Source organism: Actinomyces timonensis DSM 23838, assembly GCF_000295095.1.
Taxonomy (GTDB): Bacteria; Actinomycetota; Actinomycetes; order Actinomycetales; family Actinomycetaceae; genus Actinomyces; species Actinomyces timonensis.
The window spans coordinates 129,231-154,241 of the sequence record NZ_JH806633.1 but is presented as its reverse complement, the minus strand read 5'-3'; the positions used below and the strand labels follow the sequence as shown (position 1 = coordinate 154,241).

Here is a 25,011-nt window from a genome sequence, read left to right as displayed (position 1 = left end):
CCATCAATTCATCGTTCGGCACGATCATTAAATAAAATGCTTTCGTCGCATATTGCGTTAGCGAAAGCAGGAAAACTTCCGGAGCCCTCTACCGCTAGCCTTGGGTCTACGACTATGTCTATCGCAAAGAAAGCGAAGCAAGCATTCCTCGGCCCCAACATTTATTTAACAACAGAAAGACATACGGTTGCTAAACAGCCGGATAGAACAGAGCATTCGGTGAGAGGCCCTCGCGTGAAGGACTCTGGGGTACTCGAAGGAAAGAATATAATGAACTTTGAAGCGTGGTGGAAGTTTCCTAAAAGCAGAAGAGGTCAAGACTGGAAGAAAGGAAACAAATTCTACAATGGTCATCTTGAAATAATTGATAACATTAACGGCGTCGACCCTCGAGGCAGCGAAACTTTCAAAAATGACTCTTGAACATCAGCTGGTTAAGTCGTTGATAATCAGCCAGCACTATGCTACTGTTAAATCTATGAAATCTCACTACACGTTACTGAAATTAAGCGACGATTGTCGGCATGTAGGCATCGATTGGACGCTAGACTCCGGCGGAACAATATGTAGAAATAAATTGACGTCTGACACCATTACTTTTGGCGCTAACAATAGATGCCCTTGGTGTATTGAACTTGGAGTCGACCTTGTTCAACTAAAAGGTGCCGGAATAACTGCTCCCCACCCTCTAGAACCTGGTCGCTACGCAATCGTTGTGTGTTCTCCATCATTCATTGACGACCCCTGCGGAACAATGTATTTCGGAGATGGTGATGTAGAACCACTGATTATGGACACGCTCAATTATGATGCTGTTTCTAACTTTGTTCAAGAGAAACTAAAGGAATACTTTTTTATATCCACGCCGGAGCATCCATACGGCGACGAAGCAGCCTTTCATAATGCCACAAAACATTGGCTTTGTGATGTAGATTGGAATGACTATCACTAGTCACCCTATCGCCGACTGACTAAATAGCTCACTCATCAAGTATAAGGTAATTTACAAACTGAGACCAATATAGTAGGTATTCACCATGCCATCCACCTACTCTCGAGGATAAATACCTTGCCTCTCTCCCCCGGCAGGTCGAGATTCCTCTCGCGACGCCAGGGCACTACATCACTGGCCTCTATGCCTTGAGCTTGGCTGCGCCGGAAGGTACTAGTGGGGACTGGCACGACGTCTTCCACTGGCAGGACGGCACTGAGCAGCCACGTGAGATTGTAAGGCCAGTTCCTGCCATACTCTCGATTGTGAACAGGCTCCCTGTGTGGTCTATAATCAAAGCCCACAGGATCGAACGGAGCATGGGAATGGCAGGGATCGATAATCTTGGCGCATACGGGCAGTTGACGAATGCGGCAAAGGCAGCTGGTGGTGTGGAGAAGTTGATCGCCAATCTCGAGTCAGCTGCCGTATCACGAGCGGCGATGGGGTTGCGCATGCAGGGCGTAGTTTTCACTGCGATCGGCGTGGGTATTGTTGGAGTTGCGTACAAGTTCTATCAGCGAAAGAAGCAAGTGAACGTTGAGTCACAGAAGACTGCTCGGGCTGAGCTACGTAAAGCCGTTGATGCAGGAGAGCAAGAACAGGACGATGATGCAGACGGCCAATGAATAATCTGGCTTACTGTCTGAGCCTGCAAAAGTCGATGGGCGGTTGTTTGTTCTCTAGCCTCGATCTTTCATTGGTTGGTTGAGTGGGGTGTGGGTGGCGTCGTTGCCGGTGTCGTGGCTGGGATTATGCCGGTTGGGTGTGACGGCTTGCCGCGTGTGGTCTCGCGGTGGTCGGGCCTTTCGGGGGGCCAGAGGGTTCTTCCTTCAGGATCGTGGTGGACAGGAGGCAGGAGCCGTGTGTCTACGGAGCCGGTAGGGCCTGGAGGTGCCCGAGGCCGTCAAGCAGAAGGCTGGTCCAGGGGTGGCGGGCCTTGTAGCGCAGGACGGTGCGGCGGGCGTGGTGGGCGATGACAGCGGGGATGCTCATCAGCCGCAGGCGGATCGTCCTGGGCTCCCAGGCGCGGGCGGGAGCGTCGGCCATGGCGAGCAGCTGGGAGAAGGCCAGCAGGTCACAGGCCAAGGCCACGATCAGGCACCAGACCCGGTTGGCCGCAAACCCCTGCAAGGGAAAGCGGTCAAGCCCGGTGTCCTTGGCGCAGCGGATACGGTCCTGGCAGCGGGCCCGCAGCCGGTGGCGCACCTCGAGATCGGCGAGCTGACCCACCCTCGTGCTGGTGGCGAAGGCGGTCAGCCGGTAGCCGCCCACGTCCTCGAAGCGCAGCTGGGCTCCCTGGTGGGGCCGCTCTCGGCGCATGATGACCCGCATCCCCTTGGGCCAAGCGGTCAGGTCCAGCAGGTCGGCGGGTCTCAGCGACGTCCGCACCCTGTCTGGGCTGGCCGTCAGCGTTGTAGGCCGGGGCCCAGGCAGTCTCAGGGGATGGTGCCCGTGGATCTGCGGCGTGTGCTCGGGAAGCGTGAACCCCGCGCTGTAGGACACCCGCCGACGGGCCAGGAACTCAGGTGGTCTCCTTCGTGCCTCCGGCCCCGTCGATGCGCACCAGCACCTTTCTACCGGGGCTGGGGCCGAGCCCGGCCTGGTCCAGTGCCCGGCGGATGATCTCGATGTGGTCGGCGCCAGTGTTTGATCCCGCGTTTCCAAAACGCAGCATGATCGCCGCGCGCTCACCGGCCCCCTGGCCGGGGCCGTGGTCGAACCATGCGGTCAAGGGGGTGGTAGCCGAACCCCTTCTTGAAGGTCGGGGCCGCCCCCTCTTTGTCTGAGTGGACGCCCACCAGGGTGGCGTCGACGTCGATCACCAACGGACGCTCAGCACTGATTCCAGCCGTTGGTCAGTGCTCGCCGGCCAGGTCCCACACCCGCTGCCTCACTGTCCTGCGGGCCCGGTTGACGGCGGCCTCGACAGCCTCGACGTGGTCGGCCAGGGCCCCCACAAGTCGCGAGACCGTCGGGTCAGAGCCAACAGGCCCGAAGACCTCCTTGTCGCACCGCAGCAGCGAAAGGTCAGACAGGCACCGACCTCCCAGGGCCACGCACACCGCCAGATCCAAGATGATCTTGCCCGGGTCGTGCACCGCCCACGACCGCCGCCACGCAGACAGGACCTGCGAGAGCTCGTCGCCCAGGCCCGTGACCCTGCTCGTCTCGGTCAGCAGCCTCGCCCCGGCCAGCCCCACCGCAGGAACACCCCCCGCACTCCACACCCACAACCGAATACAACCCGCTATTCTTCACCGCGAAGGTGTCCTTCCTCTGGAGTTCTCGGATCTCAGCAACCCGCATTATTCCAGGCGAAGCGACACCTTCACCCCATCTTCAACACCCCGACGATGAAAACTCGAGGCTAGAGCATATTCGGCGAGATAGTTGACGGCGGCTGCGTCGGCATAATGCAATTCAACACCGTTGTGGGGTGTCATACCGCAGCGGTATGACACCCCGCAACGACATCGATGGCGATTCTGGTCAGAATGCAACCTCACGCAGGTTCGGGTCAGCCTCTCTAAGAGCATCTTCGACGCTGCTTTTCAGTTTTAGGCTAGCCCCTTTAGAGATCTGGGTACCGATGTTCTGCTTAAAGGCAGTGGCGAGGAGAACTTCGGCAACACGATGCCACACCGCCGTGACGTTGATGACATTTGCATTCTCCTCTGGGTCAGCATTGACGGAGATCTGCACTCCCCCAAAGGTCCGAAAGCCCATCTTCTGCTCTGCATAAATTCCAATATCGTCCGGCTCTGCCAACGCGTCATATCCCAGCGAGTCGATGCTCGCGTTGGATAGAGGCCCTCGCAAAACGCTGCGAATGTCGGACTGCGAAAGACGTTTGGTGACGAAGGTGGATGTCTCTCGGTCGGCTGCCATGATCGTCCCTCTCTGTTGAAGCGGGCACCGCCCAGTTCTTGTCAACCGCGGCGGCAATGTACCGCCTACTACGCAGTAGGCGATGACATGAATCAAGCACGAGAAACAATCCGCTCGCAAGGCTTTGCAAAAGTCGTCTAACAACTTGTACCGCCAGCCGACACCAAACTTGCGAAACGCGACACAAGTAGGTGACCACATTTGTAGCATCACGACAACAATGCCCACTACTTCGATACCACTTGTTGTATAACCACTCGGACTGTCATCATGCGGTGCTGCATGGATAGCCTCGAGTCGTGTCTATCAAATGACGCCCGAGTTCTTTGACCACCTAAGGGGAACGGTACATGACTGACTACTCATCCGAAAATTCAACTCCTGTTGATTTCTACGCAGAGCTTGACATCGACAAGAGCGCTTCTATCGAGGATATACTGCATCATCTTGCCCTGCAGAAGGAACGGTTAAGCAGGCAGGCCCTATCTGGTAACAGTAAGCGAAGTGAAGCCGTCCGAGAGAAACTTGCTCATATCCGAGAAGCAAATAAAGTGTTTGCGACCGAAATTTCGCGGCAGGCTTACGATCACTCTTTAACGCAGCGCCCAGAGAAGCCTGCCAAAGTCGATTGGGTGAAGCGCGCCTGGCAGTCGTACTATGATAACGAAATCGGTACCGCCAGGATCGAGGCTGCTCACGCACGAGCCGATGACGACTCAGGCGCAGAAGCCTATATTGTCTCAGCGTGGATTGCCCAAAGCGTCGATAGCTACGAAGAGGCACTCACCTATACGGACGAAGCACTCTTTCGCAGTCCTACAACTGTCGAGAAGAGTGAGATTCATGAGGTCAGAGGCGCAATCTACCTCGGCATGGAGCGCCTTCACGAATCGATCAAAGAATCTCGCCAAGCGATTATCGACCAGCCCGACGAGTTTATCGTTCTCGACATCAAGACGAGGATCGTCAAAACTCTCATGCAACTGCATGATTACGACGCTGTTCTCGCCGAGGCTATGACGTTGCTCGAGACGACACCAAGGATGCCGCAATCCTGGCAGATCGAATTGGAAGCCGCCATTATTGCTACCATCGATAAAGCGTGCTTCGATAAGTACGACTTCGCTCATTCTGCTGCTGACTATCGCGAGTGGAGAACTAGAATAGCTAACAGCAATCTCCCTCATATCAGCCGGACAGCAATAACAACTGAGTTAGATAAGCAGATTCGGCGAACAGATCTCGTTGTTGAGGCTCTCGACACCCAGAACTCTCTTCCTAAAGATGATCCGAGTTTCACATTTTGGTGCATCATCTTCTTCCCACTGTGGATCGTGTACTTCATGCGCAAGCAAGAAATTCGCGAAGGCGAACGGCGACTCGCCGACCTCGATCGACAGATCATAGCATTGGACTTTGAGATGGAGAACGACGCACAGGAGTACGTCAATGGAAGGAGGCCACAATGACAGGCGTCGCAAACTTATTTCGCATTGGCCGAGATCAGTTTCCACTCATCGGCAACCACAATATCTGGGTCGACGACTCCGCGCCAGACCTCAGTTCGCTGGAGTTTTGTCAGTTTCTCGTTTGTGAAGCCCTGACGCGAACAAGTCCTGGGGAGCTGGAGGTGTTGGTCTATGATTCGGCGCTCTCTGGCATCGCTTCACCATTCCAGGAAGTCAACTCTAGCGGCGAGAAAGTTCTCAAGCAGATCAACGACGCTGAAGAACTGAAGGAGACACTGCGGTTCCTGCGCAATCACGTCCGGGACGTCCTCAATATTATTCAAGGACGCGCACCAAACTTACTCTCCTTCCGCGAGCAGTATCCGCAGGTCACAGAAGGCTACAAGCTGGTCGTCCTGTCTTCTTACTTCTTGGCTCTCGACGAAGAGATTCAAGGACAGGTGATGCAACTACTGCGTGCTGGCCCTCGCGCCGGCGTGACCTTCCTCATCCACTCGCTGACTGATGAGGATCAAAACGTCATCGAAGAACTCGTCATTGACCAGTGCGACCACTACCAAACAAGTCCAGGAGGGAGAGTTACCACAGGCAATAATTATGCGGGCTATGCCGATATCAAGACCATAGAGACACTCATTTCATCATCACAGCAAGTCGCACGAGACATCGCTAACTCAACAGTACAACCGCTGAACTTCAAGGAAGTCGAAAGCCTGTCAGACACCTGGACAGAATCCAGCCGCGATGCACTGACCTTTGTCATTGGTCGCCACGGCCTGTCAACAATGGAGGTCACCCTTGGCGACGAGCTCAACCAGCGCCACAACGCCCTGATCACCGGCGCGGTCGGGCAGGGCAAGTCCAACCTCATCTCGGTGGTGGTGCACTCCCTGTGCCAGCGCTACTCCCCTAGCGAGGTCGAGTTCTACATGCTCGACTTCAAGGAAGGCGTCACCCTCCAGGCCTTCGCCCCAGACCCGCACACCGGCTCGTTCCTGCCGCACGCCCGTGTGCTGGGGCTGGACGCGGACAGGGAGTACGGCGTCAACGTCCTGCGGCATCTTTTCGCCATCTACCGCCAGCGCATGGCCACCTTCAAGGCCGCTGGCGTGCAGAACATCCGCCAGTACCGCCTGGCGGATCCTGAGGCCGTCATGCCCCGCATCGTGGTGGTTATCGACGAGTTCCAGATGCTCTTCGGCGAGGACGACGACACTGCCGAGAGCGCGGTCGACTTGCTGGTTAAGGGTGCCCGGCTGTTCCGCGCCTGCGGCATCCACTTCATCCTGGCCTCCCAGACGATCAGCAGCGGCTACCTCTTGGGTGGCACCGCAGGCGAAGGGCTCTTCGGCCAGGTGCCGGTGCGCATCGCTCTGAAGAACTCCCTGGCGGAGTCCCACGCTACGCTGGGGTTCAAGAACGACGCTGCCAGCCACCTGCGCTCCAGAGAGGCCATCGTCAACCTTGACTACGGCGAGCTGTCGTCTAACCGTAAGACCACCATCGCCTACGCCGACGACGCCATCTTGGCCGAGCTGCGCACCGCCTGGTGGCAGCAGGCCCAAGGCACCGTCAACCCACCAGAGGTCTTCGAGGGTGAACGCCGCCTCAGCCTGCACAACGACGCACGCGTCTTGCCGTCGCTCCACGCCGGCCAGGCGATGCTTGGCAGACGCATCAGCGTCGGTGCCGCGCCACTCACGGTCGACTTCACGACCGACGTCGGCCGCAACCTGGCGCTGCTTGGCACCGGCCCGGGCCACGCCGTCCTGCTCAACACTGCGCTCTCCCTCCTGCACAGCACGCCCGCTGCCGAGTTCATTCTTCTCGACCTGATCGGCGACTGGCACCTACCGGCTCGTGACTCTGTGCGCGCCGCCTTCGAGCAGCAGCTCACCAAGATCGGCGGCACCTACCGCATTGTCGACAAGCACCAGGCAGATGCTCTCGTCGACGAACTGGCCGAGCGAGCCGCATTCACAGCCGACGATGCCAGCGCGCCACCGGTCTACGTCATCGGCCTCGGCTTAGAGCGTTGGCGCAGCGACACCACCAAGATCAAGGCGCTCTTCGCCAATGCTCCGTTGGCTGGCATCCACCTCCTGGGCTGGTGGAACAAATACTTCTCCTTCAAAGCCATGGTCGGGCTCGGCGGCGACAACAACTTCGACATCCGCATGGCCATGCACCTCGACCATTCCTCAGCCCGCGAGGCCTTCAAGCAGCCCATCCTGCGCTGGACGCCGCAGGACAACCGCGCCCTCGTCTGGGACAGCGCCACCATGAGCAACCCACAGCTCGTCATCCCGTACAGCCGCATCAGCTGACAGAACCCACCGCTCCACCAGGCTCAGCATCTCCCTCTCTCTACCACCGTGTCGAAAGGTACCCACACTATGTCTCTCGCCGACGTCCTCGCCACCGTCGAGTCCATCAAGCAGCAGATCGAAGACCAGCTCTCGCAGATCGCCAGCTTCAAGACCAAGACCGAGGACTCCATCACCCTCGTCACGTCCGAGCTGGAAGGCGACAACGCCGGCCACGAGCAGCGCATGCTCGCCGCGCTCAGCCAGGCACTCGACAGCCTCGGCGGTGCCGAAAGCGCGCTCAACGCCTCTGCAGACGGCTGCCAGCAAGTCATCAACCTCTAAGACAAGAAACAGGAGCACCGCTATGCCCGCCCTCGCCAACGTCGTCGCTGCTGCCCAGCAGATCGGCAGCAACGCCACCCAGCTCAGCACCGGTACTAGCGCCACCGCCCAGTCCCTGTCTCAGAAGGCAGATGAGCTGCAGTCCGTCACTGCTCCCTCCCAAACGGGCGAGAGCGCCGCCCAGCAAGTTCGCACCGCCAGCCAAGCTCTCGAGAGCTGCGCAGCCGCCATGAGCCAGCTCAGCTCCGCCGTCGACGACTTCGTCCAGCACGCTCAGCAGTAGCCCCACCTCATGCCAGAAACCATTAGCGAAGAGGCAAAGCAGAAACTTCTCCAGCAGCTACAGGACGCACTTGGCTTGGTGAAAAACGCCGATACCAGCGCCCACGACGTAGCCGCAATTACCCACAGCGTTGCCGACGGCCATCAACTCACCGAGGTGATGCTGCAGCAAATGGCGGGGGTAAAAGGATACCTGGAAAACTGTCGAGCAAGCATCAACGACGCAATAGGTAATATCGAAGCGATTCCACTTGACCCACCGCCGGAAGACTAGCACCAAGGACAGCACGCAATGTCGCACAACTTTCAGGAAGTGATTGACGAACTACATCGAGGCCGAGAACTACTCACTTCGACCAGTGGCACGCAAGGAACACTCAGCCGACTTAGCGACATTATCAGCGATGTCTCCAGTCAACTATCCAAATACTGCAGCGACGACGCCTGGATAGCGACGATCAATCTCAAGACAGCTCAATATATCATAGACAACATCACCAGAGGCTGCATCACTGCATACAACAATGCTAACGACGAGCTAATCATCAGAATTCAAGGTCACCCCGCTGTTGCCAACACCGTAACCCAAGCTATAGGCACACTAGCAGTGCGCCAGTACGTCACTGAGGTAACAATATTAAAAGCCTGGGTAACTGAACAAAAAAAACGCTGGAGGACGAGAGTCATTGACCCTACCACCGACAGCGTGTATGGCCTAGCCACGGGGAACTTAGCCACCGACAGACGCACCAACCACATTCTTTACGGCCCCTTAGATGACATTCAATACAAAGAAAGGCCGAAGATCATCAAAGGACACTTGTATCCAGGAGTAAGTAGCAAAAACGCATTCCCTAAAGAGTGGACAGCCCAGAAAATAATGAAAGTTACATCACAGATAGTAATTAACCCGTCAACGAACTGGAAACCCACCACCCCTACTGACGCAACACTTAAAAAAGCCAGACAACAACACGAACATATCAGAACGAGATGGAAAGCAAAGTTCATGGTCGACGAGGTTGAAGTAAACGTCATCATAGAGCCTTCTGGTGAAGGTATAATCACCTCGCACCCAACAGACAACTATAGGCATAAATAACCTTGGCAAATCAATTGGAGCGTGTTATATTATGTCCATGAGCGAACAAGTTAAACAAACGATAGCACTTTACAGTTATATTGACGAATCTCCTTACTTGTCTCAATCACAAGCCGAAGAAGCGAGAGAATACGCCAGGGTCGGCGAGTGGGCAATTTCACTAGAGCACATATGTCTCTGCGTTGCCTCTAACTTATCTAAGCAAAACAAACACTTGTCAGAAACAGAAATTAAAACACTCGAAACCTTAGTCTCCATTGTAGAAGAAGAGGAGGGGGAGGCGTTTCATCGCGACTACTTTGACTTTGTTGTAGGATGCTAGCCATCAACACAAAAACTAATCTGCCTGAGGCGATCATTCATACAATAAGGCCTATTCACAGCATCCGGCAAAGGTGCTTTGACCTGCGCAGATGCTGGAGCCAGCTAACCCTGTGAATAAACCTCAATGTAATTAACTGGCGTTAATATGTACTTCTATTGCATGGCATAACTGTGAATAGAATTTCTACCCCTCAACAGACAAGAGCCATTGATTACTACCAGGAATTCGGGTTCAAGCGGCAAGAATCAACAGATCAACTACGCCAAGACGTTGAACGCGTTCAGCGTCAATGGCGACGGAGAGCCTCTCTCACCAGCAAAGATGGTGTGAGAGGCAAGTGATAGCCTCAGTTTCCTGACATGAGCTTTACTTTCGACGAAGCTGAGTCGATTCTCTCGCAGCGACACTCGCAATGATTTCCCCATCAGTTTTCTCCTCCGATAGGTCAACCGAATAATAGAAACTCAAGTTCGAGTCATCTTTAAACTTGGCATAGAGCTCTGGGCGCAAGAACTCGCTCTTTTGTGAGTTGAAGGGCGAACGCTTTTTCAAGCTGCCGTCACTCTTCTTGCCGGTTCGTCTCACGTCTATGCAGTAGATCTTGTCGGGATCGTCGCTAGCATCCGAGATGCCTAGTTGTCGCACAACGGCTTTCTTTTGTCCCTCGCTCAGATCCTTGATTTCGACAGGAATCCACTTGCCAAACTGCTCAGTGAACTGATGTAAGAGGTCACCTAAGTTGTCCGCCCACTCGATGCCGAAGAACTCTCTTAGTGTTTGCGCGTCTACCATAAGCCCGTTCTGATTCGCAGGCACCGAGAGAGAGTCTGCGATATCTGACTTCCTCATGAAGCACAGGTGAACGAGCGCATAGTCATCCGGCTTTGGACTGTTGATGTAGTCGGTAACTGTGACGTAGTACCCCTGCTTTTTGTAGGTAAAGTCAAAGCACGTCACCACCCATCTTTGCTTCCGCATGGCGTCTCGCAGTGCCTTCAGATTTCGTAGCGGCAAGGACATAGTAGCGACCCCTTCGTGTACCAACTGATGATGCATCATCCTACCGAGCAGTCAGCAGAAATACAGGCTACTGTCATCAATGCTGACAAACATCAGCAGCCCTGCTCTCCCACCCCCTTCAACCCTCCACTACTTCTGCAGGAGCGTCAGAGCTTCCACCCCAATCTGCTCGGCCATCTTCTCCAGGCTCTTGAGGGTGAGGTTGCGCTCGCCACGCTCCACTCCGCCCATGTAGGTGCGGTGGACGCCAAGAACGTCTGCGAAGGCTTCTTGGCTCAGGCCTCTCTCCAGCCGGTAGGCACGCAGGTTCCTACCCACCGTCTTCTGGAGATCACCAACAGCCACATCTCTCAGCCTGGCCGCCTGCTACTTGAAGGTCTACAGACTGATGAGTAGCATCAAGTGGGATGAGCGGCAGATGATGTGCGGTATCAGAGAGGGAGGGACACCATGACCATCATCCTCCAGGCCCTGGCCGAGGCCCACATCTCCACTATCCTCGAGGCGTGCGCGCACTGGCCGGAGCTGGCGCAGTATGGCCCGCCGTACTGGCGGCCCAGGAGCAGCGCAGAGTTGCGCCGCAAGATCGCCGATACAGCGGGCCCGCAGCCTGCGACGGCCTACAGCTTCGTCTTGGCAGATAGCGAAGGGCGGCTGGTCGGTGAGGCCTCGATCCATGCCATCGACTGGCGTAGCCGTGTCGCCCAGGTGGGCATCTGCATCTGGCGGCCGAACGATCGAGGCCAGGGCTATGGCGCGGCGGGCAGCCGGGCAGTCATCGACTGGGCGGTTGGCCACCTGGGGCTGCATCGCCTGGAGGCGTGGATCGTGGCGGGTAACGCCGCTTCGCTCGGTCTCTTCCGCAGCCTCGGTTTCGTCGAAGAAGGCCGGCTGACGCAGCGCTGCCTGGTGGGCGGCCAGTACGTGGACATGCTGGTGCTGGCGCGCATCACTGGAGTGTAGGGAGATGGACGCGGGGGAGTGGATGGTCGGCGGTGGCCAGCTGCTCCCTGTTCCCTGCTTCTAAGTCCAATGTCGCTGTTCTCCGTTGGCTGCTGCCGCTGGCCTGGCTTTCGCGCCTCGCGTTGCGGTTGGCTGCGGTCGTGCAAGCAGACGGAGCTTGGGGGAGAGGAGGCAGCGTGCGGCCTGAGCAGCCAGCAGGTGAAGCGGAGCGATGCCCTGCGTGGTGCGTCGTCAACCATGATGTGGCGAGTGATGAGCTTGATGGTGTCGTCCACGAGAGTGCTCATCTCCCCGTGGCGGGCGTCGTCCCCCAGCGCGGGCACGGCAGCGACGGTGTACCCCAGCGGCAGGCAGTACCGACCGAGCTCTACCTGGTGCGCTACCAGTACGCCGGTGAAGCGGATGAGTGGCTCTACCTCGGCGACGGGCACCACGGGCTGGACGTCAGCCCTGAGACGGCGCAGCGGCTCAGATGGGTGATTGGCCGAATGATGGATAGTGAAGCCGAGCGCCGTTGAGTTAGCGCTAGCAGTACCTACGCTCCCTGCTGCCCTAGTTCGGGAAAGTGGGCTTCCACCAGGCGGAGGCGACGATCAAGGTCGCGGTAGTGGCTGTCTTGCGTGGTGAAGACGCTCTCGTGCATCGTGTCGCGCACGCCGGCTTCGACGACCATCTTGCGGTTGATCCGTGCGATGTCGTGCTGGATGCTCGCCTGCGTTGCCTTCATGTCGGTGAAGTCCTCCTCCAGCTTGGCACCCTGCTCTTCCACGGTGTGCTGCAGGTCAGCCTGCATCTTGGCGATGGTCTTCTGTGCATTGACGATGTGACCCTGCTTCTCGTTCAGCTCATCGTATTTAGCACGCAGATCGTCCTGGCCGGCCTTCAGATCGTCGTATTTCATGACCAGATCGTCGTACTTAGCACGCAGGTCATCCTGCCCCGCCTGCAACTTGTCGAGCCGCCCATCGATTCCTTCAAGCCGCTTGTCGATCTCGTTAAATTTTTCGGTTACGGTTGTTGTGAGTGCTGCAATTTGCTGTGAGAGTTCTTCGTTTGTCATAGTTCTATTTAAACACAAAGCGGGCATGCAAACAATGTCGGGATGCTTATTTCTGTCGCATTCGAAACTGGTGCTGACCTGTGCAAATGCGGGGGTGTCGTGTGTGAGTACCACTTCTAATGACACCCTTTACGGCGGGATTGTCTACGGTATATTGCCCTGCTGCTCGACTTACCTGCGCTCCATTTGCCATACTCTGACAACACTGCTCACGTTTGCTCTTTTTGTTCATGTTTTGTTATACTATATCTATTCATGGCCAGCAAAGATGTACTACCGCTGTATCGTCGGCTGCTCAAGACCAAAGCAGCGTTGCTGGCCGTCTCATTCACCTTGATCGGTATTCTGCTCATCATGCTCAACGCCTGGCTGGCGACGCTGAGCCTGGGCGACTGGAGCTGGCTGCATCATCTGCCGCTGGATGAGGTCGGTGGCCCATTGCTTGGGGCTGGCCTGGTCTCCACCGTTCTGGACTACTCCTACCGGCGCGACCAAGAGGACGTCGCCATCCAGCGCACCCAGCAGGCCATTGTCGACCTGTCGCCGGCCAAGCTGTGGAGCGCCCTGTGCGAGGGCCTTACCCGCCACCCTGCAGAGCTGGCTCGCCTGACCACGCCCGAACGGCTCGACGATGCGGCGGCGGCCATCATGGCGCAGCGACTGGGCGACGAGCAGTTCGCCCGCGAGATCTATGCCGACATCCGCGACCAAGCCATCCGCGCCGCCGAGCGGTGGTACGACGTCGAGGCACGCGTTCGGCTCTCTACTGCAGTAGAGAGGAGTACCGCAGGTACTCCTCTGCTCGACGTGACGGTGGAGTGGGAGTACACCACCGTGCCCAGTGGTAGTGAGCGCCGCTTCGCTTGCGTATCCGATCGGGCGGCGTACAACGCGCTGGTGATGGACACCCCCATCACGACGACGTGGCTCATGACTCCACGGCCCGGGATGGATGCCGCCAGCCGGCGTTGCTTCGAACTGCTGTCGTTCACCGTCGACGGCGAGGAGATGCCAATCCGCCGCACGGAACACGAGGGTGGACAGACCTACATTGTCGACACCTCTGTCTCCACCGCGGGCAACCCCGTCCGCATCCGTCACGTTTACCGCACCGTGACGCCTGCGTGGGGCCACCGCATCTACGTTGAGCTGCCGCAGCCAGCACGTGGCTTCAGCTTCGACCTGGACTACACCAACACCAGCATCGACAGCGTCAGCGTCACAGACATGGCTGCCAACGGGCGCGCAGCGCAGATCGTCCCATCGCCGAAGCGGGCAGCTGGCAGATCGCTCAGCCTCCGCGCACCTGGGTGGTTGCTGTCCAAGAGCGGATTCGCCGTCGTTTGGACGCTCGAAGACGAGCTGCCCCAGAGCGAGCGCTCCGAGGCAGCGTAGTGCTGAATGCTGTACACCTGCTCAGTCGCCACCACACATCACGGGGGTCCCTCCTCTCACCCTAAGATCTGCCGTCGTGACGCCGATGCTACTCATCAGTCTGTAGACCTTCAAGTAGCAGATGGCCAGGCTGAGAGATGTGGCTGTTGGTGATCTCCAGAAGACGGTGGGTAGGAACCTGCGTGCCTACCGGCTGGAGAGAGGCCTGAGCCAAGAAGCCTTCGCAGACGTTCTTGGCGTCCACCGCACCTACATGGGCGGAGTGGAGCGTGGCGAACGCAACCTCACCCTCAAGAGCCTGGAGAAGATGGCCGAGCAGATTGGGGTGGAAGCTCTGACGCTCCTGCAGAAGTAGTGGAGGGTTGAAGGGGGTGGGAGAGCAGGGCTGTGGTGGGCACAGACATGCCTCCCAAGCTAGCCGCAGCAAGGAATCGAAATTGCGACTAGTCTGAATCAACCAAACCTATCGCATTACTCGCACGCAATAAGACCACCTGACGCCGCGCCCTTGTGATCGCGACTCTCAACAGCCTCCGAGCGCTATCACGTTCCGACGCTGACGCATTGAGTCGAACGAATGCATGAGAACTCCGCGGATCACCATCAACAACGACTACGCCGTCAAACTCCTTGCCTTTCGCCTTGTGCACCGTCATCAGCGAGCATCCATAAGGCTCTCTATAATCAGCTTGCAGCGACTGCATTTCAAGCGGACGACGTAGCGCATTCGACGCCCCCAGATAACTTGCTTGTTCATCCCACAGATTACTCAAACATTCTCCGATCTGATCGGACGCTCGAAATAGTCGAACAAACTTCACATCATTATATAAGCTATCCAACTTGCCGATGTTGGTGTCGAATAAACTGCGAGCTCGCAACCAATCATCCCCAGGACTGCCACTAAATGCTTGCATAGTTTCGTAAGCTCTGCTGAAGTGCTTCGATAACTTATACTTCGGGGCATCATCATGACATAACCTGAACATATCACCTGACAACTTATCACTCATTTCTTTTGCATATTTCACACCACCAGACTTCGAAGCGTTCTTAACATCAAAGTACTCAGCGAGTAGCTCAAACGTTTGTATCAACGCAATGTCTTTTGGAAGTGCCGTCCATTCCAGGATGGAAGCGACAACAAGCGAGCCAGATATGGTGAGGGCAGTATCCCACAGAACATCATGCGCAACCGGCTTGAATGACTGCCCACTATAGACATGCTCCTGAGTAAGGTAATCGGAGACATTTGCAACCATCAAGTTGGTTCGCGCAAGAACAGCGACGGAAGGCTTTTCGAGCCCCTCTCTTCGCAGACTTGACAGCATCCATACGGCAGTCGCATGTACTTTCGCATCGATACCATTTCCACGGTATGGCGACACAACTACTTCAGGTACTGACGGAAGAGGAGTGTTTTGAAGTAGGGCGTTAGCGTAGGTGAGAATTCCTGAATTTGGGCTTCGATGATTGTCGTCACCGAGATCAAACTCAGCCGGACGAAGGTAATCACGAAGATGCTGTAGTCTCTCAGCACTCACATGCTCATCATATTCAAAAATCCGCTGATCGGGATCAGCAAGGAACATCAGGTGCGACCGCTGCGAAAGTGTCTTGACCAGCTCCCATTGTGAATCATCGGTGTCCTGAAATTCGTCGAGAATGATCACCGGGTACGTGTCTGCAATAAGTTCAGCAACTGCATTCGATCCCGAAATAAGTTGATTAGCAACCGCCGCAAACTCACTGAAAGCATAGCATCCTTCTTCTGACGCCATCCGCTTCAGCTCACTCGCCCAGTGACCCGAGAAACGCGATTTTAAAAGCGCTTCTTTGTTGGGAGATATGATCCGAGGGGGTTCTCCCGAAAGAAGCCGGCCATGAGTTTGAATGACATCCAGCGCAAAGGAGTGATAAGTACGCACCTCGATTGATCGCCGCTCCTGTTTGTCCAGTAGGTCACGGCATCTAATTTCGACCTGGCGAACAGCGGCTCGAGAAAAACTCAAGAACAGAACCGCCTGACCATCGGAAAGTTCCGATGCGTATGTTTTGGCCTTCACGAGGGATAAGGTTGTCTTGCCAGATCCAGGGCCGCCAAGTACCAGTACAGGGTATTCAGACTGTAGTGCGCTCTGGGCATCATTCGACATTTTCATGCGAACAACCTACAACTCTTCTTCGCCGATCTGATCATCTAAAGCAGAACCGTCTAATGACAACTCTTCCTGGCTAAACTCGGGAACACCAATGTATCCTTCTGACGGCTTCAGATACTCATCAATAAAGAGCAGCGCATCACGAATAAACGGCGGCAGTTCTTCCTCACTTTGACACTGTTCGATGAGGAATCCAGCATAGCCAAAGCCGTAGGAGTCTCCTTTTCTTGCTTTTAGTACCTTCTCCACAAGATATTTTAGATCGACATCCTCAATAAATGGGTCATAGTTGCAGTTTGCTGGATAGTCGTCACGTGTCGAGACTTCACTAAGAAAGCGATGCAGCACCTGATGAGGTGTTTCCTCGACGAGTATGCGCTCGATTCCTTTCTCTGGGGATTGCCAAAACTTGTCGAAATTGCCTATACTAACTGCTGCGTCAGGGGAATCCGGACTATTTGGTTCATCTCGCATACCGAACACTGGCTTCCCAAGAGCTTTGAAAATTGGCCCAAATTTTGGCGCCTCTCGATCATTCTCAGCATTGAATAATGAAACACCAGCTAAATCAATGTGAGAGTAACCCTTATGGAATTTCTCAAGCGCCGTCGACACGGCATTAACGGCCGCGACTTCGGTCGCACCTTCGACTACAAATACTGCCCTGCTGAGGATCGCCTCAGCAAACTGCCGACGTTGAGCGCGATAATTCTTTGGCTTAATTACATCAGCCTCAATCGGATTGCCTGAGAATTGATTCTCGCCACTACGACCTAAAATGACAACACTCTCGGCATCATACTGCTCAATAATGTATGGCGAATGGGAGGTGACTATAGATTGCCCCATTTTTTGGAGAACATATTTTACCACCCGACGTTGGATGTGGGGAGACAAAGCGATCTCAGGCTCTTCCATCACAAATATTGCCGAACTCTCTCCCTTCATGTCAGCAATGATCGTCAGCAACGCGAAAACGAGCAGATTGACTGCCCCAGTGCCTTGTCGGTTGAAAGGAACAGGATAGTTACTCGGTTGAGTCGCAACGAATAGCCTCACGACTTCACGCAGATTGTCTCGAGTTAGATTGGATGCATAGAAAGATGTCGGATCATTCTCAGAAGAGAGATTAACAAACTGACCAAGACGTTCCTGCAACCGATCGCGAATCGACTTAAGCTGCTCTATTTCTCCGATAGCTGGGTTAATCTCTTTAAGTGCCTGAAGAGTATCTGGCCACATCTTTGCGTCGCCTTCTTCTCCAAGGCGAAGGATAGTGTCCAACAGCGATCCTCGCTGGAGGCTCAAGGCTCGTGTTCCAGTACGCAATGCACGCAGGTAAATGAATCCGCAGATTCGCTTGTGGGCACGAGTAAACACCGAGCGTCCTCCTCCCAATGAAGCCTTTTCCTCGTCGTCGAGGTCATCCGGATGTTTTACTGGATGATCAAAGAATGTTCCCCCAACGAAGTCATCTTCTTCGGGATCATATCGACCGACAAATACCACCGGCAACGCCCAGGTGACGTTCTCGTTGTCGGCACGCGAAAGGCCGTTAACTTCTTCATCAACAAATTGAAGTGAAGCATCATCCCAACGACGAAGATGTTGTCGGAAACGTATCTGATGGGTTCGATCGAGGCTTGTTAGAACCACGCGAATAACAATGTCCCGCGATGAGCCATCATCTTCTTCATATCTTCCATTATGAAAGTCGTGCTCGTCAATGACCGGACGTCGGTACAGACGTTCCGGACCCAACACCAGATCCAAAGCCTCGCAAACGGTTGATTTACCAATGTTGTTGCCACCAACAAGCAATGAATGTTGCCGAAATATGACATCCCCGTTAGCGATGCCTCGAAAGTTGTCAATAGTTAGCGTACGGATTTGCATTTTGGTTGCCAATGGGTGAGACGGGACAGATCTCACCCAGATTATACCCTATTTGAGGCTAGACGCACCGTTTTCAGGTCGTTAATGTATCGATTTGGTAAAACCGCTGTTGTTCAGGATCGTCCTGGGTCGTCCTACCGTTGCGAGAGCCATCAGGCCTGAGTTTGCTGTTCGTTACCGCTCGGTCGCCAGATGCTTGCTCACCGTATCCCGCCCGAAGCCGAGCTCCAGGCCGATCTCGATGTAGGTACGCCCCTGAGCGTGGAGCTGCCGAGCACGCTGGAGGTCATCAGTAGTGAAGCGTCGCCTGTGGCGGGGCGGCTGCGTGGCCTGGCGGCAGGTAGCACGGACAGTGGTCTCTGCGACGCCGACCTCCGCAGCGATCTGACTGACACCCATACCTGTGCGGGCCAGATCGAGAATCTGCTGCTTCTTCGTTGCGTCGATCGGTCGGCAGGCCGTGTTGCGGATGCGGCGGGTACTCGTGGTCTCGCTAGCCGCCGCAGTAGGCGCTACGCTAGCCGTGCTCGATTCCGTAGCCACCTCGCCCGCGATGAGGCGCCTACGGAAGGCGAGCAGGGGTAGCCAGTTGTTCGGATTGATGCTCCCCAGGTGTACTGCCCTCGCGCGGGCACGGCTCCGGCCCGGTAGCCTGTCCCGCGTGACTACGACTGGCTTCACCCGCAAGGACGGGCGCGCGACCAACGAGCTGCGCCCCGTCACCATCACCCGCCGCTGGCTCGACCACGCCGAGGGCAGCGTCCTCATCAGTTTCGGGCGCACCCGCGTGCTGTGCGCCGCCTCCTTCACCGAGGGCGTGCCGCGCTGGCGCAAGGGCAGCGGCGAGGGCTGGGTGACCGCCGAGTACGCGATGCTCCCCCGTGCCGGATCCGAGCGCAGCGGGCGCGAGTCCGTGCGCGGCAAGGTCGGCGGCCGCACCCACGAGATCTCCCGCCTCATCGGCCGCTCCCTGCGCGGCATCATCGATGTCGGTGCCCTGGGCGAGAACACGATCGCCCTGGACTGCGACGTCCTGCAGGCCGACGGCGGCACCCGCACCGCCGCCATCACCGGGGCGTACATCGCCCTTGCCGACGCCGTCGCCTGGGGCACCGAGCGCGGCCTCATCAAGCCCCGCGCCGGGCGGCCCGTGCTCGCCGACTCACTGAGCGCCATCAGCGTCGGCATCATCGACGGCGTTCCCTGCCTCGACCTGCCCTACGAGGAGGACGTGCGCGCCCAGACCGACATGAACGTCGTCCAGACCGGCGACGGCCGCTTCATCGAGGTCCAGGGCACCGCTGAGCACGCCCCCTTCGACCGCGACGAGCTCGGCGCCCTGCTCGACCTGGCCGCCGCGGGCAACGCCGAGCTGGCCGAGCTCCAGCGCCAGGCGCTGGCAGAGCGCGCCGACGGGCCCATGACGGTCTCGTCGGGCACGGGGGCCTGACAATGGGCGTGGCTCCCAGCGGCGAGCAGTCCGTGGGCTCCCCCGCCGTCGAGGTCCCGGATGGCGCCCGCCTCGTCCTGGCCACCCATAACCCCGGAAAGCTCGCCGAGCTGCGGGAGATCCTGGCGCCGCTCGTGCCCGGGCTCGCGCCGGAGGCGATCATCTCCGCGGCCGAGCTGAGCGCGCCCGAGCCGGTCGAGGACGGACTCAGCTTCTCGGAGAACTCCCTCATCAAGGCGCGCGCGCTGGCGCGGGCCACCGGGCTGCCCGCCGTCGCCGACGACTCGGGGCTGTGCGTGGATGTGCTCGGTGGGTCGCCGGGGATCTTCTCCGCCCGCTGGTCCGGCCGCCACGGCGACGACGAGGCCAACCTGCGCCTCCTCCTGGACCAGATCAGCGCCGTCGCGGATCCGCATCGGACCGCGCGCTTCACCTGCGCCGCCGTCCTCGTCGTCCCCGGGGAGGGTGGCGGCGCGGGCAGCGAGGAGGTCATCGAGCGCTCGATGGAGGGGCGGCTCATCACGGAGCCGATCGGCGAGGGGGGCTTCGGCTACGACCCGATCTTCGTGCCCGCCAGTGAGGACGAGCCGGGGGCGGCCGGGCGCACGAGCGCCGAGCTCAGCCCGGCGGAGAAGAACGCGATCTCGCACCGCGGCCAGGCCTTCCGAGCCCTAGCGCCCATCCTCGCCGACCTCCTCACTCATCGCCTCCCCCAATAACTGGGAGGCGTCGAGGCGGCGCTGGATGCCTTTGGGGGTGAGCGACTCGTGCGCCTTGCCGAAGCCGTAGAGCCACCGCCAGCCGATGAGGACCGCCACGAGCAGCACTCCCGTCATGAGACCCCATGACACGAGCCCCGCGCCGCCACGGGCGGCAGCCCGCATGATCGTCCAGGCGACCCATGCCAGGGCGACGACGGCGCCGCCCTCCGGCCAGGGCCGCTCGAGGTGGTGCTCTCGCCCGCGCACCAGCACCCAGGCAACCACCCAGGCGACAACGACAGCCGCGATCCCCTGGGCCAGCGCCGTCGGGATCGCGGCGGGCTCATGCGCACCCGCCGCCCCCAGCACGGCCACCGCGGCGGCCCCGAGAGCGTCGGCGGGCAGGACGAGACACCAGCGCGTGAGGCGATCACGGGTCCAGGGGCAGTCGGCGCCGTCGGGGACGGCGGGGGCCCAGTCGATGAGGCTCCCCGTCCCGGCAGCCGGGGAGGCGGGATCGCCCTCGCCCGCGGAGGCGCCCGCGGCAGTGGTCCCGCGCTCGCTCACAGCTCCCACACCATCGAGCTCATGGCGGCGTCCACCGGGCCCGAGTAGGCGCGGCGCGCCTCGGCCAGCGGGATGGCGGGGTCCGTCCAGGGCTGGATGTGGGTGAGGATGAGGCGCCCCACGCGCCCCTCGGCGGCGAGCTCGCCGGCGCGCAGCCCTGTCAGGTGCATGCCGCGCACGGCCTCCCCGCCCTCGACGAAGGCGGCCTCCGACAGGAGGAGGTCGACGCCCTCGGCCATGGCGGTCATGCCCTCGCAGGAGTCAGTGTCACCGGTGAAGGCCATGGTGACGATGCGCGATCCATCCTCGCTGGGCCCCTCGATGCGGAAGCCGTAGGCCTCCACCGGGTGGAGCGCCGTGTAGGGGGTGATCGTCATGGGGCCGACGCGCACGGGCCGTCCCGGTGTCACGGTGCGCACATCGAACTCGGTGCGGTAGTCCTCGTCGGTCTTCTCCGTGCCGTCGACGCCGCGCAGGCGCTCCAGCAGGTTCGAGGGGCCCAGGGTGAGGACGGGGCCAAGCGGGCCGGTGGGGTTCCAGCGGCGGTAGACGTGCATGCCGACGAGGTCGACCATGTGGTCCGCGTGGCAGTGGGAGATGCAGATGGCGTCGAGGTCGGCGGGGTCCACATGGTTGAGGAGGCGTCCCATCGAGCCCGGGCCGAGGTCGAGGATGACGGACCAGGTGTGCTCGGCGCCGACCGGGCCCAGGGGGTCACCGCCGCTGGCCTGCACCAAGTAGGAGGAGGCGGAGGAGCCTGGTCCCGACATGGAGCCGGAGCAGCCGATGATCGTGAGCCTCATGCGCTCTCCTCGTCAGACGCGGCGGGGACGGGCACGGCCTGCTCAGACTGCGCTGACTGCTCGGTGCGCTCCGCCGGCCGCGCCGACGGCGCCGGGTGGCCAGCGCGGGAGACCTCGCCGACCTCGGGGCCCAGGAAGCGGCGGGCGAGCACGGCGAAGGCCTCCGGGTCCCCCGTGGAGCGGAAGTCGTGCCGGGGGGCGGGGGCGGCGGGGTCGCGGAGGAGGTCGCCGGCGGCGAGGGCGCGGTAGACGTCCTTGGCCGTCTCATCGGAGGAGGCGACGAGCCGCACGTCCTCCCCCATGACGTAGGAGATGGGGCCCACGAGCAGCGGGTAGTGCGTGCAGCCGAGGATGAGGGTGTCGACCCCGGCGTCGCGCATCGGCGCCAGGTACTCCTCGGCGACGCCGAGCGCCTCGGGGCCGGTGGTGATCCCGCGCTCGGCGAGCTCCACGAAGCGCGGGCAGGCCTGGCTGATGAGCTCGACGCCCGGGACGGCTGACAGGGCGTCGGAGTAGGCGCGCGAGTCCACGGTGCCCTGGGTGGCGATGAGGCCGATGCGCCCGTTGCGGGTGACGCGGGCGGCTGCGCGGGCGGCGGGATGGATCACCTCGATGACCGGCACGCCCTTGCCAAGGGTGTAGCGGGCCCGGGCGTCGTGGAGCACGGCCGCCGACGCCGTGTTGCAGGCGATGACGAGGAGCTTGACGCCGGAATCGACGAGCTCGTCCATCACCCCCAGGGCGAGGGCGCGCACCTCGTCGATGGGACGCGGCCCGTAGGGGGTGTTCGCGGTGTCGCCGATGTAGAGGATCCTCTCCCCCGGGAGCTGATCCAGGACGGCGCGCGCCACCGTGAGCCCGCCGACCCCGGAGTCGAACATTCCGATGGCGGCGTCATTCATGGACCCGAGACTATGCGGCGCTCAGTCCCCGAGGAGCCCTGAGACCAGTGATTCCTGCCACCAGGTGAGCATCGTGTAGAGGATCGCCGCCGCATGTCGCTCCCTGACCTGCGGATCCGCGTCCCTGCCAGGCGCCGAGTCAGCGAGGGAGTGAATCGCCTCAGCGGCCTCGGGGCTATCGATCCCCAGGCGCCGGGCGAGGAGGAGTCGGGCGTCGTTGAGCGCCCCCAGCCACGCGCCCTCCGCTCCCGCCGCCACCCGGACGGCGCCGCCGGAGCCGGAGGGGGCCAGGAGCTCGGCGACGACGTCGCGCGCCCGGGAGTCCTTGAGGTCGCGCAGATCCGCGCGCCTGAGGGCGGAGATGGCGACGGCGACCTCCGGGTCCTCCGAGGCATCGGGCAGGAGGGTCTCGCGGGCGAGGGCGGCCTCGGCCCGGAGCGCGAGGTCCGCCGAGGTCTCGGCGGGGTGGTCGTCGTCGGCGCGCAGGACGGTGGCCACCTGCAGGAGGAGGCCGGCCAGGGCCTCGCGCTCCCAGGCGGCCAGCTGGCTCTCCCATCCGCCGTCGACGGCGGCGAAGGCCCTCATCGGTCCTCTCCCCCGCCGTCGGGCAGGCCCGCCAGTGGCTCAATGGTGGCGCGCAGCCCATAGGAGTGCATGGCGGTGACGTCGGCCTCCATGCGGGGGCGCTCGCCGCGGGAGACGGTGGCCCGGCCTGTCATGTGGACCTGCATCATGAGGTGGGCGGCCTTGGAGCGGGGGTAGCCGAAGTAGCTGGCGAAGACCCAGGTGACGTAGTCCATGGTGTTGATGGGGTCGTCGTGGACGACAGTGGCCCACAGGCGATGGGCGCTGGTGCGCTCATCTGCCTGGATGATCGGTTCCGCGACCGGCACGGCGGGGCTCATGCTGTCAGCGTAGCCGGAGGTGGCGGGCATGCGGCGCGCATTCCGTTGGGACTAGGCTGTTGTCATGACGATCACGCCCGGCGCTCTGCCCGCCTCGCTGCCCACCGCGGCCTCGACCTCGCTCATGACCGACATGTACGAGCTCACCATGCTCCAGTCGGCGCTTCGGGCCGGCACCGCCGAGCGGGACAGCGTCTTCGAGCTCTTCGGCCGCAAGCTGCCAGGCTCCCGGCGCTTCGGCGTGGTGGCCGGCACGGGGCGCCTCCTGGACGCCATCGAGGCCTTCACCTTCGCCCCCGAGCAGATCGACTTCCTGCACCGCACCGGGGTCGTCGACGACGCCACGCTGGACTTCCTGCGCGGCTACCGGTTCCGGGGAACGATCCGGGGCTACGCGGAGGGCGAGTGCTATCTGGCCGGCTCGCCCCTGCTCACGGTGGAGGGCACGTTCGCGGAGGCCTGCATCATCGAGACGCTGGCGCTGTCGATCTACAACTACGACTGCGCGGTGGCCTCGGCGGCCTCGCGCATGACGATCGCCGCCCACGGGCGCCCCTGCGCGGACTTCGGGGCGCGCCGAGCGCATGAGGAGGCTGCTGTCGCGGCGGCGCGGGCGGCCGTCATCGGCGGCTTCACGGCGACCTCGAACCTGGAGGCGGGCATGCGCTTCGGGATCCCGACGGTCGGGACCTCCGCGCATTCCTTCACCCTCCTGCATGACAGTGAGGAGGAGGCCTTCGCCGCGCAGGTGGCCTCGCTGGGCCCGGGCACGACGATCCTCGTGGACACCTACGACATCGCCACGGGCGTGGAGCGGGCCGTCAAGGCCGCCCGGGCGGCCGGCGGCGAGCTCGGCGCGGTGCGCCTGGACTCCGGCGACCTCGTGGCCGAGGCCTTCAAGGTGCGCGCGCAGCTCGACGCCCTGGGGGCGACGTCGACGAGGATCACGGTGACGAACGACCTCGATGAGCACGCGATCGCCGCGCTCGGCGCCGCGCCCGTGGACTCCTACGGCGTGGGCACGAAGCTCGTGACGGGCTCGGGGCGCCCGACGGCGGCCCTGGTCTACAAGCTCGTGGAGCGCCGGGGGGCCGACGGCGAGATGGCCGAGGTCGCGAAGTTCTCCTCGGGCGGCAAGTCGACGGTGGGCGGCCGCAAGTGGGCAGGGCGCGTCATCGACGGCGCGGGAACCGCCACGGAGGAGCTGCTCGTCTCGGCGCGCACCGAGGCCGAGGGCCTGGCGGCGCTGGAGGAGGCGGGGGCGCGCCCCCTGCAGGTGCCGCTCGTCATCGATGGGCGGATCGTGGAGGAGCACCGGGGCGCCGGTGCGCTGGCGGCCGCGGCGGAGCGCCACCAGGTGGCGCGCGCGGAGCTGCCCTACGAGGCGTGGAGGCTCAGCGACGGCGACGCCGCGATCCCGACCCGCTATCTCGACCTCGACGGCCGCACCGCGACCCGGCGCTGAGGCGCTGGGT

At 60.1% G+C, this 25,011-nt stretch carries 28 protein-coding genes and 1 pseudogene; 17 read left to right on the top strand and 12 right to left on the bottom strand.

Annotated features, from left to right (window positions below; genetic code table 11):
• The first annotated feature begins 114 nt into the window (after positions 1-114).
• The 3 genes from A1QA_RS15890 (at position 115) to A1QA_RS15880 (ending at position 1,620) form a co-directional block, all read left to right on the top strand.
• Positions 115-423 carry a hypothetical protein gene (locus tag A1QA_RS15890; protein ID WP_208853906.1) on the top strand — a complete coding sequence of 103 codons (309 nt, stop codon included), beginning with the start codon at positions 115-117 and terminating at the stop codon, positions 421-423.
• Positions 413-952: a hypothetical protein gene (locus tag A1QA_RS15885; RefSeq protein ID WP_154652317.1), complete on the top strand. Its 540-nt coding sequence runs from the start codon at positions 413-415 to the stop codon at positions 950-952. Before A1QA_RS15890 ends, A1QA_RS15885 begins: the two co-directional genes overlap by 11 nt.
• A 365-nt stretch (positions 953-1,317) precedes the next feature.
• A complete protein-coding gene (locus tag A1QA_RS15880; protein ID WP_154652316.1) occupies positions 1,318-1,620 on the top strand; it encodes a hypothetical protein in 303 nt (100 codons plus the stop codon).
• A gap of 241 nt (positions 1,621-1,861) precedes the next feature.
• Here the strand turns inward: A1QA_RS15880 and A1QA_RS16745 are convergent.
• A pseudogene (locus A1QA_RS16745) lies at positions 1,862-3,301 on the bottom strand (IS1380 family transposase).
• A gap of 183 nt (positions 3,302-3,484) precedes the next feature.
• Positions 3,485-3,883, bottom strand: coding sequence for a hypothetical protein (locus tag A1QA_RS15875; RefSeq protein ID WP_154652315.1), 399 nt, complete (start codon positions 3,881-3,883; stop codon positions 3,485-3,487).
• 350 nt (positions 3,884-4,233) lie between these two features.
• Between A1QA_RS15875 and A1QA_RS15870 the strand changes: the two genes are divergently transcribed.
• The 7 genes from A1QA_RS15870 (at position 4,234) to A1QA_RS15860 (ending at position 9,709) form a co-directional block, all read left to right on the top strand.
• Positions 4,234-5,352 (top strand): tetratricopeptide repeat protein, encoded by a 1,119-nt coding sequence (locus A1QA_RS15870; RefSeq protein ID WP_154652314.1) that lies wholly within the window; start codon positions 4,234-4,236, stop codon positions 5,350-5,352.
• Positions 5,349-7,679, top strand: a complete 2,331-nt coding sequence (locus A1QA_RS0107125; RefSeq protein ID WP_026048767.1) for an FtsK/SpoIIIE domain-containing protein — start codon at positions 5,349-5,351, stop codon at positions 7,677-7,679. Before A1QA_RS15870 ends, A1QA_RS0107125 begins: the two co-directional genes overlap by 4 nt.
• Before the next feature lie 69 nt (positions 7,680-7,748).
• A complete protein-coding gene (locus A1QA_RS0107120) occupies positions 7,749-8,003 on the top strand; it encodes a hypothetical protein (protein WP_017178228.1) in 255 nt (84 codons plus the stop codon).
• A gap of 22 nt (positions 8,004-8,025) precedes the next feature.
• Positions 8,026-8,286, top strand: coding sequence for a hypothetical protein (locus A1QA_RS0107115; protein WP_017178227.1), 261 nt, complete (start codon positions 8,026-8,028; stop codon positions 8,284-8,286).
• A 9-nt stretch (positions 8,287-8,295) separates the two neighbouring features.
• On the top strand, positions 8,296-8,559 hold the full coding sequence (locus A1QA_RS15865; RefSeq protein ID WP_154652313.1) for a hypothetical protein: 264 nt from the start codon (positions 8,296-8,298) through the stop codon (positions 8,557-8,559).
• A gap of 18 nt (positions 8,560-8,577) precedes the next feature.
• The gene (locus A1QA_RS15360; RefSeq protein WP_082181173.1) at positions 8,578-9,387 is read left to right on the top strand and encodes an EndoU domain-containing protein; all 810 of its coding nucleotides are present in this window, start codon (positions 8,578-8,580) and stop codon (positions 9,385-9,387) included.
• 37 nt (positions 9,388-9,424) lie between these two features.
• Complete coding sequence (locus tag A1QA_RS15860; RefSeq protein ID WP_154652312.1) at positions 9,425-9,709, top strand: hypothetical protein; 285 nt, start codon at positions 9,425-9,427, stop codon at positions 9,707-9,709.
• Positions 9,710-10,078: 369 nt separating this feature from the next.
• On the opposite strand, the gene A1QA_RS15855 is transcribed toward A1QA_RS15860, so the two are convergent.
• Both A1QA_RS15855 and A1QA_RS0107110 read right to left on the bottom strand, forming a co-directional pair.
• Positions 10,079-10,732, bottom strand: coding sequence for a DUF6037 family protein (locus A1QA_RS15855; RefSeq protein ID WP_154652311.1), 654 nt, complete (start codon positions 10,730-10,732; stop codon positions 10,079-10,081).
• A 129-nt stretch (positions 10,733-10,861) separates the two neighbouring features.
• Positions 10,862-11,077 carry a helix-turn-helix domain-containing protein gene (locus tag A1QA_RS0107110; RefSeq protein ID WP_017178222.1) on the bottom strand — a complete coding sequence of 72 codons (216 nt, stop codon included), beginning with the start codon at positions 11,075-11,077 and terminating at the stop codon, positions 10,862-10,864.
• A 105-nt stretch (positions 11,078-11,182) separates the two neighbouring features.
• On the opposite strand from A1QA_RS0107110, the gene A1QA_RS0107105 reads away from it, so the two are divergent.
• Together A1QA_RS0107105 and A1QA_RS0107100 are read left to right on the top strand one after the other, a co-directional pair.
• Positions 11,183-11,695, top strand: a complete 513-nt coding sequence (locus A1QA_RS0107105; protein ID WP_017178226.1) for a GNAT family N-acetyltransferase — start codon at positions 11,183-11,185, stop codon at positions 11,693-11,695.
• Positions 11,696-11,871: 176 nt separating this feature from the next.
• Entirely contained in the window at positions 11,872-12,213 is a 342-nt protein-coding gene (locus A1QA_RS0107100) for a hypothetical protein (RefSeq protein WP_154652310.1), read from the top strand.
• Positions 12,214-12,230: 17 nt separating this feature from the next.
• On the opposite strand, the gene A1QA_RS0107095 is transcribed toward A1QA_RS0107100, so the two are convergent.
• On the bottom strand, positions 12,231-12,755 hold the full coding sequence (locus A1QA_RS0107095) for a hypothetical protein (RefSeq protein ID WP_154652309.1): 525 nt from the start codon (positions 12,753-12,755) through the stop codon (positions 12,231-12,233).
• A 255-nt stretch (positions 12,756-13,010) separates the two neighbouring features.
• Between A1QA_RS0107095 and A1QA_RS0107090 the strand changes: the two genes are divergently transcribed.
• Together A1QA_RS0107090 and A1QA_RS0107085 are read left to right on the top strand one after the other, a co-directional pair.
• Positions 13,011-14,150, top strand: coding sequence for a hypothetical protein (locus tag A1QA_RS0107090; RefSeq protein WP_026048766.1), 1,140 nt, complete (start codon positions 13,011-13,013; stop codon positions 14,148-14,150).
• Positions 14,151-14,271: 121 nt separating this feature from the next.
• Positions 14,272-14,505, top strand: coding sequence for a helix-turn-helix domain-containing protein (locus tag A1QA_RS0107085; protein WP_043508373.1), 234 nt, complete (start codon positions 14,272-14,274; stop codon positions 14,503-14,505).
• Between the two features lie 88 nt (positions 14,506-14,593).
• Here the strand turns inward: A1QA_RS0107085 and A1QA_RS15355 are convergent, their stop codons facing one another.
• Both A1QA_RS15355 and A1QA_RS15350 read right to left on the bottom strand, forming a co-directional pair.
• A complete protein-coding gene (locus A1QA_RS15355; RefSeq protein ID WP_082181208.1) occupies positions 14,594-16,312 on the bottom strand; it encodes a UvrD-helicase domain-containing protein in 1,719 nt (572 codons plus the stop codon).
• 9 nt (positions 16,313-16,321) lie between these two features.
• Positions 16,322-18,208, bottom strand: coding sequence for an ATP-dependent nuclease (locus A1QA_RS15350; RefSeq protein WP_082181207.1), 1,887 nt, complete (start codon positions 18,206-18,208; stop codon positions 16,322-16,324).
• Between the two features lie 661 nt (positions 18,209-18,869).
• On the opposite strand from A1QA_RS15350, the gene rph reads away from it, so the two are divergent.
• Together rph and rdgB are read left to right on the top strand one after the other, a co-directional pair.
• The gene (gene rph / locus A1QA_RS0107070; protein WP_017178219.1) at positions 18,870-19,658 is read left to right on the top strand and encodes a ribonuclease PH; all 789 of its coding nucleotides are present in this window, start codon (positions 18,870-18,872) and stop codon (positions 19,656-19,658) included.
• A gap of 2 nt (positions 19,659-19,660) precedes the next feature.
• Positions 19,661-20,377 (top strand): RdgB/HAM1 family non-canonical purine NTP pyrophosphatase, encoded by a 717-nt coding sequence (gene rdgB, locus A1QA_RS0107065; RefSeq protein WP_017178218.1) that lies wholly within the window; start codon positions 19,661-19,663, stop codon positions 20,375-20,377.
• Here rdgB and A1QA_RS0107060 read toward each other — a convergent pair.
• The 5 genes from A1QA_RS0107060 to clpS are packed head-to-tail and all read right to left on the bottom strand — an operon-like array spanning position 20,330 to position 23,566.
• Positions 20,330-20,926: a DUF3054 family protein gene (locus A1QA_RS0107060; RefSeq protein WP_017178217.1), complete on the bottom strand. Its 597-nt coding sequence runs from the start codon at positions 20,924-20,926 to the stop codon at positions 20,330-20,332. The genes rdgB and A1QA_RS0107060 overlap by 48 nt on opposite strands.
• Positions 20,923-21,729 (bottom strand): MBL fold metallo-hydrolase, encoded by an 807-nt coding sequence (locus tag A1QA_RS0107055; protein ID WP_017178216.1) that lies wholly within the window; start codon positions 21,727-21,729, stop codon positions 20,923-20,925. The genes A1QA_RS0107060 and A1QA_RS0107055 overlap by 4 nt, the downstream gene beginning before the upstream one ends.
• Positions 21,726-22,610 (bottom strand): glutamate racemase, encoded by an 885-nt coding sequence (murI, locus tag A1QA_RS13950; RefSeq protein WP_017178215.1) that lies wholly within the window; start codon positions 22,608-22,610, stop codon positions 21,726-21,728. Before murI ends, A1QA_RS0107055 begins: the two co-directional genes overlap by 4 nt.
• A 42-nt stretch (positions 22,611-22,652) precedes the next feature.
• Positions 22,653-23,216, bottom strand: coding sequence for a DUF2017 family protein (locus tag A1QA_RS0107045; RefSeq protein WP_017178214.1), 564 nt, complete (start codon positions 23,214-23,216; stop codon positions 22,653-22,655).
• Positions 23,213-23,566 carry an ATP-dependent Clp protease adapter ClpS gene (gene clpS / locus A1QA_RS0107040; protein ID WP_017178213.1) on the bottom strand — a complete coding sequence of 118 codons (354 nt, stop codon included), beginning with the start codon at positions 23,564-23,566 and terminating at the stop codon, positions 23,213-23,215. The genes A1QA_RS0107045 and clpS overlap by 4 nt, the downstream gene beginning before the upstream one ends.
• Positions 23,567-23,600: 34 nt before the next feature.
• Between clpS and A1QA_RS0107035 the strand changes: the two genes are divergently transcribed.
• On the top strand, positions 23,601-25,001 hold the full coding sequence (locus A1QA_RS0107035) for a nicotinate phosphoribosyltransferase (RefSeq protein WP_017178212.1): 1,401 nt from the start codon (positions 23,601-23,603) through the stop codon (positions 24,999-25,001).
• The last annotated feature ends 10 nt before the right edge of the window (positions 25,002-25,011 follow it).

Coding starts and splice junctions, on each gene's coding strand:
- rdgB (WP_017178218.1), top strand. CDS start 19,661: ATGGGCGTGGCTCCCAGCGGCGAGCAGTCCGTGGGCTCCCCCGCCGTC.
- A1QA_RS0107125 (WP_026048767.1), top strand. CDS start 5,349: ATGACAGGCGTCGCAAACTTATTTCGCATTGGCCGAGATCAGTTTCCA.
- A1QA_RS15855 (WP_154652311.1), bottom strand. CDS start 10,732: ATGTCCTTGCCGCTACGAAATCTGAAGGCACTGCGAGACGCCATGCGG.
- murI (WP_017178215.1), bottom strand. CDS start 22,610: ATGTTCGACTCCGGGGTCGGCGGGCTCACGGTGGCGCGCGCCGTCCTG.
- A1QA_RS0107105 (WP_017178226.1), top strand. CDS start 11,183: ATGACCATCATCCTCCAGGCCCTGGCCGAGGCCCACATCTCCACTATC.
- A1QA_RS0107085 (WP_043508373.1), top strand. CDS start 14,272: ATGGCCAGGCTGAGAGATGTGGCTGTTGGTGATCTCCAGAAGACGGTG.
- A1QA_RS0107120 (WP_017178228.1), top strand. CDS start 7,749: ATGTCTCTCGCCGACGTCCTCGCCACCGTCGAGTCCATCAAGCAGCAG.
- A1QA_RS0107095 (WP_154652309.1), bottom strand. CDS start 12,755: ATGACAAACGAAGAACTCTCACAGCAAATTGCAGCACTCACAACAACC.
- A1QA_RS0107115 (WP_017178227.1), top strand. CDS start 8,026: ATGCCCGCCCTCGCCAACGTCGTCGCTGCTGCCCAGCAGATCGGCAGC.
- A1QA_RS0107090 (WP_026048766.1), top strand. CDS start 13,011: ATGGCCAGCAAAGATGTACTACCGCTGTATCGTCGGCTGCTCAAGACC.
- A1QA_RS15875 (WP_154652315.1), bottom strand. CDS start 3,883: ATGGCAGCCGACCGAGAGACATCCACCTTCGTCACCAAACGTCTTTCG.
- A1QA_RS15860 (WP_154652312.1), top strand. CDS start 9,425: ATGAGCGAACAAGTTAAACAAACGATAGCACTTTACAGTTATATTGAC.
- A1QA_RS0107035 (WP_017178212.1), top strand. CDS start 23,601: ATGACGATCACGCCCGGCGCTCTGCCCGCCTCGCTGCCCACCGCGGCC.
- A1QA_RS15350 (WP_082181207.1), bottom strand. CDS start 18,208: ATGCAAATCCGTACGCTAACTATTGACAACTTTCGAGGCATCGCTAAC.
- A1QA_RS15885 (WP_154652317.1), top strand. CDS start 413: ATGACTCTTGAACATCAGCTGGTTAAGTCGTTGATAATCAGCCAGCAC.
- A1QA_RS0107055 (WP_017178216.1), bottom strand. CDS start 21,729: ATGAGGCTCACGATCATCGGCTGCTCCGGCTCCATGTCGGGACCAGGC.
- A1QA_RS15870 (WP_154652314.1), top strand. CDS start 4,234: ATGACTGACTACTCATCCGAAAATTCAACTCCTGTTGATTTCTACGCA.
- clpS (WP_017178213.1), bottom strand. CDS start 23,566: ATGCCCGCCACCTCCGGCTACGCTGACAGCATGAGCCCCGCCGTGCCG.
- A1QA_RS15890 (WP_208853906.1), top strand. CDS start 115: ATGTCTATCGCAAAGAAAGCGAAGCAAGCATTCCTCGGCCCCAACATT.
- A1QA_RS15360 (WP_082181173.1), top strand. CDS start 8,578: ATGTCGCACAACTTTCAGGAAGTGATTGACGAACTACATCGAGGCCGA.
- A1QA_RS0107045 (WP_017178214.1), bottom strand. CDS start 23,216: ATGAGGGCCTTCGCCGCCGTCGACGGCGGATGGGAGAGCCAGCTGGCC.
- A1QA_RS15880 (WP_154652316.1), top strand. CDS start 1,318: ATGGCAGGGATCGATAATCTTGGCGCATACGGGCAGTTGACGAATGCG.
- A1QA_RS15355 (WP_082181208.1), bottom strand. CDS start 16,312: ATGAAAATGTCGAATGATGCCCAGAGCGCACTACAGTCTGAATACCCT.
- A1QA_RS15865 (WP_154652313.1), top strand. CDS start 8,296: ATGCCAGAAACCATTAGCGAAGAGGCAAAGCAGAAACTTCTCCAGCAG.